Here is a 12,701-nt window from a genome sequence, read left to right on the forward strand (position 1 = left end):
GGTTAACGCTGGCCTTGCCCCAGTCTGCTTTTAATCTCAATAGCCACTTTCAGCGCTTGTACAGCCGATTCCAGTGGAATCAGGCTTTCCGAATGTCCACCAAAGCATTCAAGTGCATGATCCAAACTTTTTTCGTATGGATTGGCAGATTCGAGGTTGATTTTTTGCTGTCCTGATGCGGTATACTCATATAATGCGGTAGGTATAAGATCGTTTTCGTCGCTTTCATGGAATACCAGCTTGGCCTTTTCAAAATAAGCTTCATAGGCCACTGTGAACGGGTAGCTTCCCGGCATATGGGATGAAGCGATGACTTCTGTGAATGTATCCCGATGCTGAAAGTAAGCACGAACCTGTGCTTGTTCAGGATGGGTAACTTCTGTACCCCAGACTGTACATGGGTCACAGGGGCCCAATAGCCAAGTCAATAAATCCAGTTCATGAATCATGAACTGAGTAGGGATGGAGCTTAGTCCAAGATCTCCCCACAGGGGAGGCGTTTCTCTTTTCAAAGATAAGGAAATGAGCTTTCCGTACTTCTGTTGGCGGTATGCCTCATACAGATAGGTATAGGCGGGATCAAACTTAATGAACTGGTTGACCAGAATCTTTTTGCCATATTGCTCCGCAGCTTGTTGCATAAGAAGAGCGTCTTCGAGATTAAAGCAAACGGGTGTTTCACAAAATACATGCTTACCGTGCTTTAGCGCATCCACAGCATATGACCTATGCAGGTGGGAGGGTAGGCATAGATCGACGATATCCACGTCTGGATCCAGCAGAATATCCTCTATATTTTGTGTGACTTCTACGTTTAGCTCCTCTTTCAGCTTTTGCAGCTTGGTTTCGTTCCTTCCAAATACCATGATTCTGTTTACCTTGGGATGGTTGTTTAACAATGAGGCATGATATGCGCCGAATCCCGTCCCCAATATTCCAATATTCATCATCCATTACACCCCTTTACTTCTATGATACACACCTATTGCTGCCAACAGGGTGTCAACAATCTTTGCATCATCTTTTCAATTCGGGTTAACCATCTATTGTGGAGGTATGATTGTGAGACTGCATCGTTTAATCGCGATTTTATTATGTATCGAATCTAGAGGGAGAATGAAGGCCAAGGAATTGGCGTTGGCACTGGAAACCTCTGTACGCTCCATTTACAGGGATATCGACCTCCTGGCTGAAGCCGGCGTTCCGATTGTTACCGCATCCGGACCGAAGGGCGGAATTTATTTAATGGAGGGTTATACGGCGAACCTGAAACAGTTGAATGGCGGGGATGTCATTCAGTTGTATTTAACAGGGATGGGCATTTATACAGGTGGGCCCACCGAATCGGGTTTGAAGTTAAAGAATGCTCTGCTCAAACTGGAACAGACGATGCCAGACCCGTATCAGTCCGATATTAAGAAAGCCAAAGCACGGTTTTATTTTGATGATACGCCGTGGTGGACGGAACGTATAGCCATTCCTTGTCTTGAGGCCGTGAGAGCTGCAGTGTGGGGGTCCCATAAAATAACCATTCAATATGAGAAGGCTGACGGAATCTGTTCTTCCCGTCATGTGCATCCCTATGGACTTGTGGTGAAAAAAGGAGATTGGTATCTCATTGCCTTCTGTGAAGTTGGGCAGGAGATTCGGACCTTTAAATGTGAGCGAATCAAGGAGGTTCAGCCGTCTGCGGAAGTGTTTGAGGTTCCGGTCGATTTTTCGCTGGAACATCATTGGATGAGGCAAGAAACCGCGTTTAAGCAGCTTTGTACAGAGAAAGAATACTATCCCGTTCTGATCCGAACGAATAAGAAGCAAGCGGGAATTATAGCGAAAAGAATGGAAATCATCCAGTCTGTACAGGAAGGCAGTCATTTCATTCTAAAGGTCAACATGTATAGTTATGAAGCGGCTTGTCGCGATGCTATGGATTGGATCGGTAGGGTTGAAGTTTTGGAGCCTGCAGTACTCCGACAGTTTGTGAAGGAAGAAATTAACCGACTCCAGAGGATATATGGATAAATGATTAAAAAAACACCTGCCTAGGGCAGATGCTTTTGCTTGTTAAGTCCAGGCCCAGAGAAATCCGTCACGATCCCAGGCAATTCTACCACCATGAAGCTTGCGGAATGCTTTTTTGATTTCTTTTTCCAGAGATACATGACCATGCTCGCTTATAAACACATACTGCTCTCCATACTCAGAGCGTACATATGCAATTGCATCTTCTTGTTTCAGGGTGCCCACTTCACGGATCTGCGCGACCATCCATTGTGCAATCTCTTGTTCTGTTGTAGGGGTGTTGTCCATTTGTCGTATCCTTTCCTGCGTACCGATTGGGTGTAGCTGTTCGGCTCACCTCCCCGTAGTATACGGCAATTCGGAGAATTATTGAATTTTCTGATATAAATTTACTTGAGCGGTTGGCTAAGTGGGCTTTCTTTTGTATAATTAAGGGAATATTCACGGGAATTTTCTTTTTTTGTATTGTAATCATGCAAGTAATCCCTGGGGGTGCCTGATTTGAAGGAAACAACCACAATTCGCGCAGAGCTGGAGCAGTACATCAGACGAGAAGGAATTACGATTAGTAAGTTTGGGGAGAACACAGGTATTAATGCAGGAACGATCAGTGCCATTATTAACGGTAATCGTCCGATTGCGATGCTGCTGTTGGATCGGATTGGTGAAGGCATGGGGCTTGAAGAAGGGAGCCTCTATGAGTTATACATTGATGAATTTATACGGAATACGGCACCGAATTGGCGACGGGTTCGCCCCTTTTTGCATCGCTGTGCAGAGCTGAACAAGCTGGATTGTATTAAGCAAGTCGTGGAGTTTATGATGGACTATCTCATATACGCCCCAGCTTTGTTTGAGACAGCAGAAGAATTATTCAGTGAAGGTAAGTTCGAGGCTGCGGCAATTATTTATAAAAATGTTTCGGAAAGTGAAAAGTACCAACATTCAGAGCGTCTGGCGCTCTGCCAATACCGTTTATTTACGATTGCCGTTGGCGATGACCAGGACGAAAACTTATGGGCAGCCACACATTTCGAAAGCTTTGTGGACCGACTGGGTGAAGCAGACCAACTGGATGCCTTAAGAGACTTGGCCAATACCTATGCCTCCTTGCGGCGTTGGGATAAAGTAGAATGGTTTGCTGAAAAAATGGCTCAAAAAGCCAAGGTACAATACGAGCAAAAATACGGAAATACCAGAAGATCGGAGCGTGGCAAGGAACCTAAGGGTCCTTTGTTTATGTATATTGTATACTCTTATGTGCTGCGCGCCGGGGTGTGGGATGAGCGCGGGGATTATCAGAAGGCGCTGGAATTTGTATCCCTATACTCTGATTTGAGCTGGGTGCAAGAGGATACGGAAGAAGCTCAGCGTTTGAAGGCCCTTTGTAGCAACTGGGCTGAGGCCAACGGGTATTTATATCAATTGATGTCCGGCAGCCTGGATGTGATCCCACAGTATGTAGATTATTTGGAAAAAAACGAAGGTGAAATTCTGGTGGGGCTACATAAAATTATGGTAGCGGCCAACCGTTATGATTTTAATGTAGATCATGTACTGCAGCGCTTTGAAAAACAAATTGAGGCATTTGCAGATCAGCATGTCAAGGTAGGGACCTATACGGAGCAAATGTCAGCAGATCTCTATGCACGATTTTTGGCAGAGATGGCTTGTTATGATCTCAACAAACATCGTTATTCCAAAGGTATGAAATTCCTGCTCGAGAGCCTTTCCTATTCCGTCGTGCTGAATGGTAATCCTGTCACAATCAAATGTGTAGGATTATTTGAAAAGTTTCGGCATACTGCCACTTCTGAGGACAAAGAGGAATATAAAAACTTACTTGGAGAGGTAGAGTACATCCATGATAAAAAAGATCGTTTTTTCTCTGCTCGCATTTAATGTTTTTGTCCTATTGAATTTTTCACCCGTTCCCCCCCCTATGGAAGATCCTAGCGACGTCCACAGTCATGGGCTGGGGGGATGGGCTTTTTCATCCCTTGATACATCTACCTGAAAAGGTCTAGATTGTCGTAACCCAAAAGGTATCCTCTTATGAAGAAGAGGATACCTTTTTTTGATGTGGAAGTGCATTTGAAGGAGCACTTTTGCCGTCAAGAGTGGGTAGTTGGAAGTTGAGCAGGCGGAAACCAGACATGACGCAGATCCACCCAGCCCTGACTGTTAAAAGATACACCGCGCACAGAAGGAAGATAGGCCGTCTGAACGGGCTTTTCATATAAAATATGCAGCTGGTGCTCATCCATGAGCCGAGTTTCGATATGTTCAAATTGCTGCGCCCTAACAGTATGATCGGCCTCCCGTGCAATTTCACGCAGCAGTCTTTCGATATCCACACGGCTATGAGGCTCCACATGCCCAGATACATTGAGATACAAGTCAAACAGGCGTAATTGCTCATCACGGTCACGAAAGAGAGAAAAGATGATTAAGTCTGACTCCATACGGATAGATGAGCTTTTGAATTCATTCATAGATGCGGCCACGATGTTACAGGTATACCCACAGGATTCGAGCTGAGCCGCAACCCGGTCTGCGTCCGCTTTATACTCGGGAATGGTAGCAATTTGTAGTGCCGCCAGTGGTTCATAAGAATCGTTAGATGAATCCACTGCTGGAGGAAGGGAGCGATGATCCAGACATGCTACAATGCGGGCACGTATTTCTGGGTTGCGCAACGGTCCATCCTTGTGTGTATTACATGTGATAAATTTGCGTACCGAAGCCGCCGAGTGAATCTGGCTCCATGCGGTATCCGTATCTCCCGCTGATACGGGATTATGGATAATGTGAAAAGAAGAAGCGGTGTCTTCCGTATCCGACGATTCCAGCTTAGTCGCCCACGGGAGTTGGACAATTTCCACTCGGTCCAGATGAGCCCGGCCTTGAAAATAAGGTGCGAAAGCCTCCAGTGTACACAGGCTTTCGTTCATTTCCGTGACTTTGAATGCCCCTGTACCGATAGGGCGGATGCCAAAGGCGGCCTCACCCACCTGATTAAGCTCACGCGGCACAATCGCAGCCCGGCTGGTACACAGGAAGGATAGAAATAGCTCGTTCGGCTCTTTTAGTACGAAGCGTACCATCGTCGGGCTCAACGCCTGGACGTGCTGAATTTGCCGGACGATAAAATGATAAAGTCGCCTTCCCGGCGCCCGACTCAGTCGCTCAAAGGTATAGACGACGTCTTCAGCGGTCAGTATTTTTCCGTTATGAAACAGCACTTCTTTACGCAGGAAAAAGGTCCACTGTGTACGAGTGGCGTCCACCTCCCAAGCGTGCGCCAATCCCGGCAAAATCTCACCGCTTTCGTTCGCCCGGCGGGCCAGGCCATCAAAGACGTGGCTGGATACGAAGGACTCGGCGAGCCAGTTCAAGTACAACGGGTCCAGCGTATAGAGTTGCTGGCGAATAGGCAGACGCAGCGTGTCGATCTGCTGCTGATCACTGCGCACCTCTGCGTGATGCCCAAAATAATTCAGCAGCCAGCCTTGCAAATGCTCCTGCATGGTGGAGGAGCGTGAATGAACTCGGATCTCATCCAGCGCGCGTTTGATATCATGGCGGTCTATGGCTTGCATCATGGATTGCACGGCAATGTCTTCCGGCTGAATGAGGAAGCGCAGACTGGAGCGGCGACCTCTGCCTCGGCGAGGAGTCCATTGTATCCAGTCGTGCTGCTCCATTTTCTGAATGATCATCAAGGCGTTGCGGTGAGTACAGTCAAAAATAGCCGCCAGCTCATCCAGCGTCGTCTCTATGGTATGGTTTTCGTCCTTGTCGTCAGCTGCGTGTGAGTGAAGCCGTAAAAATTGGGCATGGAGTTTCATTCAAGGTTGCTCCGTTTCCCCTATATTTGATTAAAAGCGTAGCCACTTTTATAAAATAGGAAATTTTGTTTGAATTAATTTCTCTTTATCTTCTTATTTTATCATCTACAATAAGGGTTATAAAGCATATTTGTGGAGGTATTTACCATGCATGACAAGATGAATGGAACGTCTTTGCCGAAAACGTCGTTTCTGTCCGCCTTTGCTGGCGCAATTGTGTTAGCGCTGGTTCATCAATATCTGTTTTACGGACATGGGCTGGGCGTGTCTATGCCAATTTTTGTTATTGTGTTTTACGCCTATATGTATGCCTTTAATCGAGATCGTTTCCAGTTAGGATCATGGATAGGGCGTTTACTGTTTGTGATCATTTTCATGCTGGCATTGACATATGCGCTGTTCAATAATCCGGTCCTATATGTGTTAAATGCGCTGGCGATACCTGCTCTGATTAGCGTACATATGGTGCTGCTGTTTGGGGAGAAAAGGCATGGCTGGTCGGAACCCGGTATTATTGGTCAGGCGTTAAGCCATTGGTTTTATCAAAACTTTCGTCATATCGTGACCCCGTTTCGGATGGTTAAGACAGTAGCCCTTCGGAATGTGAAGGATGAGCGTAAGCGTGTATTGGGCAAAGTGATAATCGGTTTGCTTATTGCCTTGCCGCTACTGTTCATCATCATATCTTTGCTGGCTTCGGCAGATGGGATGTTCGAAAAGCTGTTATCTGGCATACCCGATTGGATCGGCACACTGTCCTTTGGGAGTGGCATGCTGCGGCTGATCTGGACCTGCTTTTTCACCTTCTGTTTCTTCTGCTACTTGTGGGGATTTGTACAGCCTGCTCCGCGTAATACGCAAAGAGAGACTCAATCATGGCACGGGTTAAATGAGCGCACGAATGGTCCAACCACCGAGTATGATGGTCATTCTTCAGTGATGATTGACCGACCAACGGTGCCTTACCACGAGCCGGTCGCGATCAAGTTTGATCCTGTAATTACCGCTACGGTGCTGATTGTCATGAATTTGGTGTATGTTGTGTTCGTTGTGTTGCAGTTCGGATATCTGTTTGGTGCATGGGAAGGTGCTCTGCCCGAAGGAACCTCGTATGCTGAATATGCGAGAAGAGGATTCGGGGAGCTGGTTATGGTAACAGGTATCAACTTTGTGCTGATGATCAGTGTATTGAAGTGGACTGAATTTGGATCAGGTATAGTGCAAAAAATGAACAGCGGCCTGCTGTACATACTCGTGGGTTGTTCGGGTGTGATGCTGTACTCGGGATATACCCGGCTGGTTATGTACGAAGAAGCATACGGCTATACGTACACCCGCTATTTGGTACACGCGTTTATGATTTTTCTGGGCTTGCTACTGCTTATTGCAGCAGTGCGCATTCATTTCCGTCAACTGCCGTTGGCGAAATATTATATTGTACTCGCTCTGGTCGCCTATGTCGTCGTGAACTATGTGGGCATTGATATACGGATTGCTGAAAATAATCTCGAACGATATCGTACGACATCGGTGATAGATAAGGAATATTTGAGTGAGCTATCGGCAGACGCGATTCCGCTGCTGATTGACTTTAGCCGTAAGGAACATGGAGCGCTGGATGAGTTTTTACAAGCCCGTTTGACAAGCATGACGAGAGAAGAATCGGCTTGGCCTGAATTCAATTGGGCAAAGTATCGAGCGCAACGGGAATTGCACGACTATATTTTGGAATGAGAGGTGTTTGGGAATGATCGGAATAGATGCAGTACAGGGTATGGTATTGGAGCTACAGGATGAGATGTCACAGTATCAGCATCAGTTTGGGGTAAGACGAAACCATTTTCTCGCGGAGGCTATGTCCTACGGAATGAGTGAGGAGGAATGCCAGTCTTATGCTATCCAGAGTATTGGTCCGGTCGTTCCCGTCGCCTGTATGCCTACGTTGGCCCCCGGCAAAACCCGACCGCTCAGTCCAATGTTGGCAGCGCGGTACCGATATGCGGGGGATTGGAAGGACATCGACGAGCATCTGCTCCTGCCAGATGAAGTGCTGCGGATCGCAGGTACAGAGCAGTTCCGCAGCTGGATCAGCGATATGCGGAATTACTGGGTGGAATCGGCTCCATACCGATTCGGGGATGATCGTCTTTCGCTGCTGTCGGTTGCGAGCGAGGAAGAGGGTCACTTTTCCATGCTCGTCTGGAAGGAGCCTGGTGAAGAGCCTGAAGTATGGACGTATGCTTTGCAGCATGAATACCGATTCAGTCATCTGCTCCATTGGTTCAAGTGGCTGAACGGGCGCAGTGAAGAATGAGAGGTACAGATGATGAAAAAGAATCGTAATTGGGTCGTGCTATTTATCGGCATCGCTCTGATGATGGGGGCAGCAGACTATTTAACACAAGCTAAGCCTACGACTCCTCCTGAGCTTATCGTTCCAACCGTAATCAGTGAAGAAAGCCTTCAGTTGTGAGAATGAAGTTAATTTTTTGTAGTATTACGTTGTTAAAGTAAGCCGGAAATCACCCTAATAGTTGAGAGGGAATTGAGGCCAACATCAATGAATGTGGAGCCATTCAGATGTTCAAGCGACTCCGTCATTTCCTCTACAGCTTATATTCAGGGGGAATTTCAATGGCTAGAAGTGCAAGTACTTACGCGTCTGTAATTGACGGTTTTAAGGTAGAAACGAACAAAAAGTATTCGCCAGTAGGTGGAACGAAGTGTAATATTTTTGCACAAGATGTGATGTCTGCGATGTCGGCTTCCCTGCCAAGTGGCTTAGCCAATCAAATGGCTGATGCTTTACTGAATAAAAAGGCGCCGGGCTGGGACTCTGTAACCTTTCAGGATGCTCAAAAAAGAGCAAATCTAGGGTATCCTACCATCGGGATCAAAAAAGCGGATGGGCATGGTCATGTAGTCGTTGTCAGACCGAAGGGTTCATCGATTACGATTTTGAAAGAGGTACAGGTTGCTCAGGCGGGAACCAAAAATTATAACAGTAATACCATTAACTACTCGTGGGTGGCAGCAGATCTGCCTGGAGTGAAATTCTACACACACGACTAATTATATTCAAGGTATTGGAAATCTAATGACCCCGGAAGCAGATCCACTCGATCTGTCTCCGGGGTCGTCTTTTTTATTTTGAAACGGAATGTTTAGATACAATGAACGCTTTGCCTGGCTTGCTAAAAGCAACAGCATAGCCATTGGAGAAGGAGGAGGATTCCACTCTGTACTCAAGTTTAGTCAGCAGTTGCCCCTGACGATTGATGTAACCGAATTTGCCTTCTGAGACGGATGATTGTGTTTGTTTACCGACTAAAGCTAAGCCTTCTTTGAACGGAGAGGCAACATCGTATTTTTGTTGATATTTAATGACCAGCGTTCCGTTTTTATCAATAAATCCGACTTCGTTTTTTGCATTTTTCACACTCGCCAGGCCTTCACTAAAATCCTGGGCATCTGTAAATTTAAAGGGAATCACGACTTTTCCCTGTTTATTGATGAATCCCCATTTCCCCTTGGTATTTTGCACCGGGGCCAATCCTTCCGAAAAGTCTCCGCCAGATTTATATTGAGGAGGAATGACTTCTTTCCCTACTGTATTGATATATCCGTATAGCCCTTTGCTATTCTGAACAATAGCCAAGCCATTCGAGAAACCACGACTGTATTTGTATTTATAAGGAATCGCTAGTTGACCAGAGGCATTCACAAAACCGATCTTACCAGTGTTAGGGGCGTAGGCGAGGGCCAGACCGTCTGTAAATACATATTCTGACTCCACATTTTCTTTAAAATGAGAAAAGATTTTTCCCGTTCGATCTATAATTGCATTTTCTTTGGTGTCTGCTATGGTTACCTTTGCTTTTCCTTCAGAAAAGAAATTGGCTTCGGTATATTGGCAAGGGATGACCAGTGCCCCTTTGGTGTTAATGTATCCATAGAGATTGGTTTTTGTATTTTTGACTACGGCTCGCTGCTCATGAAAATCACCAATGGGTTTAAGCTCGGCGGGAAGTGAGAAAGCTTTCTCTCCTTTGGAATTGTAATACACGAGGTTTCCAGCAGATGTTTCAGCGGCTAATAAGCCATCATGAAAAGCACCATCGCTCAGCGGGCGAGCAACGTTGTAATCCAGAGCAGTTTTAGAAACTTCAATGGTTGTTGTGCTGGATGCGGCCCAGCCTGTTCCAATAACGGAGAGGCTAGTAACCAGAATCAATGCAGCTAATCCTAACTTTTTTAACATGCATAAGCTCCTTTGTGAGTTGACTTTTTAACTTCAGGCTTCGAAAAATCTTACCCTCATACGTAAGGTCTTCCATAATATAGACGATAAAAATGTAGGAATGTTTCTTGATATTCTAAATTTTTCTAATTTTCAGCACATGAGAAAGCCCTGCTTCCAAGTATGACACTTGCTATTCTCATCTCTACTCATCTCTTCTCACCCCAGCTATTCTTTGGCTACGGAGGGGCTATCAAGTTACTCCGTAAGCTCATGTTAGCATTTTACAGAATCGAATAACATATCATTTGGCAGAACCTCTTATAGTGAAAATCGATTACTATTGAGAGATTAAAGATAAGAGATCACGTTCATTTTCAAGAAAAAAAGTGAAGAAACAGTGTCATTTTAAAAAAAGTCTATACATATAAATTAAATGTATAGACAAATCAAAAGACTGGATTTATAATTACGCTGTAAACGTTTTCTAGTACTTAACATCCAATCAGACCTTGAAGGGAAGGAACAATCATGAAGAAAATTTTGCTGGCGTGCAGCTCAGGTATGTCTACAAGTTTGCTGGTTACTAAGATGCAGGATTATGCTAAGTCCATTGGAGACGAGGCTGAAATTTGGGCAGTAGGTCAAGATCAGGCGGCAGAAGATATGGCTAAGGCTGACGCAGTATTGATTGGCCCGCAAATGAGTTTTCTTAAAGGACAGCTGGAAAAGGAAGCAGCCCAATATGGTATTCATGTAGAAGTGATTGACATGATGGCATACGGGATGGTTGACGGTAAGAAAGCCTATGAGCAAGCAGTGAAGCTGGTGGAACGCAAAAATGGATAAAGTCAATATAGCTGAACTGACGGAAGAGCAAATTAGTTTCCAACTTATTCTTCATAGTGGAAGCGCTCGCAGTAAAGTAATTCAGGCGCTGACCGAATATCGAAATGAGAATGTAGAAGGTGCGGACGAACTGCTCAAACAAGCCAAGCAGGATTTACGTGCTGCGCATGATATCCATTTTCAAATGGTTAAGAAGGAAGCGGGAGGTACCCAAACTCCTTTCTCGCTCCTTCTAATGCATGCCGAGGATCATCTGATGTCCACGGTTACCATGAAGGATCTGGTTCTAGAATTGCTGGAACTGTTCAAATCCAGAAATTTATAACGGAACATGTAAGTTTGAGAAATTTGGGACATGAAAAGCTTGCAACCCTATTGATGCAAGTCACTTCGCGGGGAGGAATAGGCTTTGTTTGAAAAATTAAGCCGGATACTGATACCTATTGCCGGTAAACTGAACAACAACCGCTATCTTACTGTACTGCGTGATGCATTTATGCTGTCATTTCCATTAACGGTTTTTGGCTCCATTATCGTCGTTATTATCAATCTGCCGTTTCTAAAAGGGTGGATGGGCGACGGCAATTATGCGACTTTTAGCAGTCTGCTGAACATTGCGCCTAATGCCACACTGAATATCATGACCTTATTTGTAATCGTCGGGATTGGGTATTACCTATCTCGAAGTTATAAGGTCGAGCCCATATTTGGCGGCATGATTGCGTTGGCTAGTTTCTTGATGCTCACCCCGTTTGTGTTGACACAAGAAAGCGGTGCCACGATTGCTGGTGTCATTCCGGTTGATCGGATTGGTGCCAAAGGCATGTTCCTTGGTATGATCGTCGCTTTTATTGCGGCAGAGATATACCGAAAGGTGACGCAACGAAATTTTGTCATTAAAATGCCTCCAGGCGTTCCGCCGGCAGTTGCCAAATCATTTGCCGCTTTGCTTCCGGCATGTATTACATTGGGCATATTTTTGATCATTAATGTTGTAGTTACACTGACCCTTCATAATAACCTGCATGATCTGATTTATCATGCTGTACAGGCACCTCTGGTGCATTTGGGCAGTGGCATTATACCTACATTGATTGCTATTTTCTTTGTTCAGCTTTTATGGTTCTTTGGGCTTCATGGTCAAATTATTATTAACTCGGTTATGGACCCAATCTGGAATACGCTGGCACTTGAAAACTATGAAGCGTACTCCAAAGGAGCAGAACTGCCGCATATCATCACCAAGCAGTTTGTGGATATTTACACCGTAGGTATCGGTGGTACAGGTATGACACTGGCTGTCGTGCTTTCGATTCTGATCTTCCTGAAGAGTAAGCAATTGAAGCAGGTCAGTAAGCTGGCCCTTGGACCGGGTCTGTTTAATGTCAACGAACCCGTCATATTCGGTCTGCCGATTGTGATGAATCCGCTTATTTTTGTTCCATGGGTTATTTCTCCAATGATCGTTACGCTGATTACTTACTTTGCCATGACCACTGGGATTGTGCCGCCGCCAAACGGAATACAGGTTCCTTGGACGATGCCGTTGTTCTTTAGTGGAATGATGGCTACGGGCTCCCTGATGGGTGGCGTGCTGCAGTTGTTTAATATGGCTGTCGTCTTTGTCATCTGGTTCCCGTTCCTGAAAATTATTGACCGGATGAACGTTCGTAAAGAGCAGGAAGAGGAGCTTAGCCAAGCAGCCATTGCTGGTAAGGATCAAACTGTTGGAATGTAAT

Annotated in this window: 13 protein-coding genes; 9 read left to right on the forward strand and 4 right to left on the reverse strand. The window is 45.5% G+C overall.

Annotated features, from left to right (window positions below):
- Nucleotides 1–2: 2 nt before the first annotated feature.
- Entirely contained in the window at nucleotides 3–950 is a 948-nt protein-coding gene (locus BM358_RS13380; protein ID WP_049828356.1) for a Gfo/Idh/MocA family protein, read from the reverse strand.
- Nucleotides 951–1,062: 112 nt separating this feature from the next.
- Here BM358_RS13380 and BM358_RS13385 point away from each other — a divergent pair, with 112 nt between their 5' ends.
- Nucleotides 1,063–2,022 (forward strand): helix-turn-helix transcriptional regulator, encoded by a 960-nt coding sequence (locus BM358_RS13385; RefSeq protein WP_023990972.1) that lies wholly within the window; start codon nucleotides 1,063–1,065, stop codon nucleotides 2,020–2,022.
- Between the two features lie 42 nt (nucleotides 2,023–2,064).
- On the opposite strand, the gene BM358_RS13390 is transcribed toward BM358_RS13385, so the two are convergent.
- On the reverse strand, nucleotides 2,065–2,310 hold the full coding sequence (locus tag BM358_RS13390) for a DUF6953 family protein (RefSeq protein ID WP_013312611.1): 246 nt from the start codon (nucleotides 2,308–2,310) through the stop codon (nucleotides 2,065–2,067).
- Nucleotides 2,311–2,523: 213 nt separating this feature from the next.
- Between BM358_RS13390 and BM358_RS13400 the strand changes: the two genes are divergently transcribed.
- Nucleotides 2,524–3,924 (forward strand): helix-turn-helix domain-containing protein, encoded by a 1,401-nt coding sequence (locus BM358_RS13400; protein WP_028540871.1) that lies wholly within the window; start codon nucleotides 2,524–2,526, stop codon nucleotides 3,922–3,924.
- Nucleotides 3,925–4,136: 212 nt separating this feature from the next.
- Here the strand turns inward: BM358_RS13400 and BM358_RS13405 are convergent, their stop codons facing one another.
- The gene (locus BM358_RS13405; protein WP_028540870.1) at nucleotides 4,137–5,873 is read right to left on the reverse strand and encodes an ABC transporter substrate-binding protein; all 1,737 of its coding nucleotides are present in this window, start codon (nucleotides 5,871–5,873) and stop codon (nucleotides 4,137–4,139) included.
- Between the two features lie 147 nt (nucleotides 5,874–6,020).
- On the opposite strand from BM358_RS13405, the gene BM358_RS13410 reads away from it, so the two are divergent.
- The 4 genes from BM358_RS13410 to BM358_RS13420 all read left to right on the forward strand — a co-directional run bounded on the left by BM358_RS13410 (nucleotide 6,021) and on the right by BM358_RS13420 (nucleotide 8,945).
- Nucleotides 6,021–7,607, forward strand: coding sequence for a DUF4153 domain-containing protein (locus BM358_RS13410; RefSeq protein WP_028540869.1), 1,587 nt, complete (start codon nucleotides 6,021–6,023; stop codon nucleotides 7,605–7,607).
- A 13-nt stretch (nucleotides 7,608–7,620) separates the two neighbouring features.
- Nucleotides 7,621–8,187: a hypothetical protein gene (locus tag BM358_RS13415; protein ID WP_028540868.1), complete on the forward strand. Its 567-nt coding sequence runs from the start codon at nucleotides 7,621–7,623 to the stop codon at nucleotides 8,185–8,187.
- Nucleotides 8,188–8,196: 9 nt separating this feature from the next.
- A complete protein-coding gene (locus BM358_RS26485) occupies nucleotides 8,197–8,346 on the forward strand; it encodes a hypothetical protein (protein ID WP_179085434.1) in 150 nt (49 codons plus the stop codon).
- A 161-nt stretch (nucleotides 8,347–8,507) separates the two neighbouring features.
- A complete protein-coding gene (locus BM358_RS13420) occupies nucleotides 8,508–8,945 on the forward strand; it encodes a hypothetical protein (RefSeq protein WP_023990966.1) in 438 nt (145 codons plus the stop codon).
- Between the two features lie 73 nt (nucleotides 8,946–9,018).
- Here the strand turns inward: BM358_RS13420 and BM358_RS13425 are convergent, their stop codons facing one another.
- Entirely contained in the window at nucleotides 9,019–10,134 is a 1,116-nt protein-coding gene (locus BM358_RS13425) for a WG repeat-containing protein (RefSeq protein ID WP_028540867.1), read from the reverse strand.
- Between the two features lie 510 nt (nucleotides 10,135–10,644).
- On the opposite strand from BM358_RS13425, the gene BM358_RS13430 reads away from it, so the two are divergent.
- From BM358_RS13430 to celB, 3 genes are all read left to right on the forward strand, one after another.
- On the forward strand, nucleotides 10,645–10,962 hold the full coding sequence (locus tag BM358_RS13430) for a PTS sugar transporter subunit IIB (protein WP_013312603.1): 318 nt from the start codon (nucleotides 10,645–10,647) through the stop codon (nucleotides 10,960–10,962).
- Entirely contained in the window at nucleotides 10,955–11,287 is a 333-nt protein-coding gene (locus BM358_RS13435) for a PTS sugar transporter subunit IIA (RefSeq protein WP_013312602.1), read from the forward strand. The genes BM358_RS13430 and BM358_RS13435 overlap by 8 nt, the downstream gene beginning before the upstream one ends.
- Nucleotides 11,288–11,371: 84 nt before the next feature.
- Nucleotides 11,372–12,700 (forward strand): PTS cellobiose transporter subunit IIC, encoded by a 1,329-nt coding sequence (gene celB / locus BM358_RS13440; protein WP_023990964.1) that lies wholly within the window; start codon nucleotides 11,372–11,374, stop codon nucleotides 12,698–12,700.
- The last annotated feature ends 1 nt before the right edge of the window (nucleotide 12,701 follow it).

Source organism: Paenibacillus sp. cl130, from assembly GCF_900116035.1.
Lineage (GTDB): Bacteria > Bacillota > Bacilli > Paenibacillales > Paenibacillaceae > Paenibacillus > Paenibacillus polymyxa_B.

Excerpts from the sequence above, each read along its gene's own strand:
- BM358_RS13380 (WP_049828356.1), bottom strand. The coding sequence starts at position 950 with ATGATGAATATTGGAATATTGGGGACGGGATTCGGCGCATATCATGCC.
- BM358_RS13390 (WP_013312611.1), bottom strand. The coding sequence starts at position 2,310 with ATGGACAACACCCCTACAACAGAACAAGAGATTGCACAATGGATGGTC.
- BM358_RS13405 (WP_028540870.1), bottom strand. The coding sequence starts at position 5,873 with ATGAAACTCCATGCCCAATTTTTACGGCTTCACTCACACGCAGCTGAC.
- BM358_RS13410 (WP_028540869.1), top strand. The coding sequence starts at position 6,021 with ATGCATGACAAGATGAATGGAACGTCTTTGCCGAAAACGTCGTTTCTG.
- BM358_RS13415 (WP_028540868.1), top strand. The coding sequence starts at position 7,621 with ATGATCGGAATAGATGCAGTACAGGGTATGGTATTGGAGCTACAGGAT.
- BM358_RS26485 (WP_179085434.1), top strand. The coding sequence starts at position 8,197 with ATGATGAAAAAGAATCGTAATTGGGTCGTGCTATTTATCGGCATCGCT.
- BM358_RS13420 (WP_023990966.1), top strand. The coding sequence starts at position 8,508 with ATGGCTAGAAGTGCAAGTACTTACGCGTCTGTAATTGACGGTTTTAAG.
- BM358_RS13425 (WP_028540867.1), bottom strand. The coding sequence starts at position 10,134 with ATGTTAAAAAAGTTAGGATTAGCTGCATTGATTCTGGTTACTAGCCTC.
- BM358_RS13430 (WP_013312603.1), top strand. The coding sequence starts at position 10,645 with ATGAAGAAAATTTTGCTGGCGTGCAGCTCAGGTATGTCTACAAGTTTG.
- BM358_RS13435 (WP_013312602.1), top strand. The coding sequence starts at position 10,955 with ATGGATAAAGTCAATATAGCTGAACTGACGGAAGAGCAAATTAGTTTC.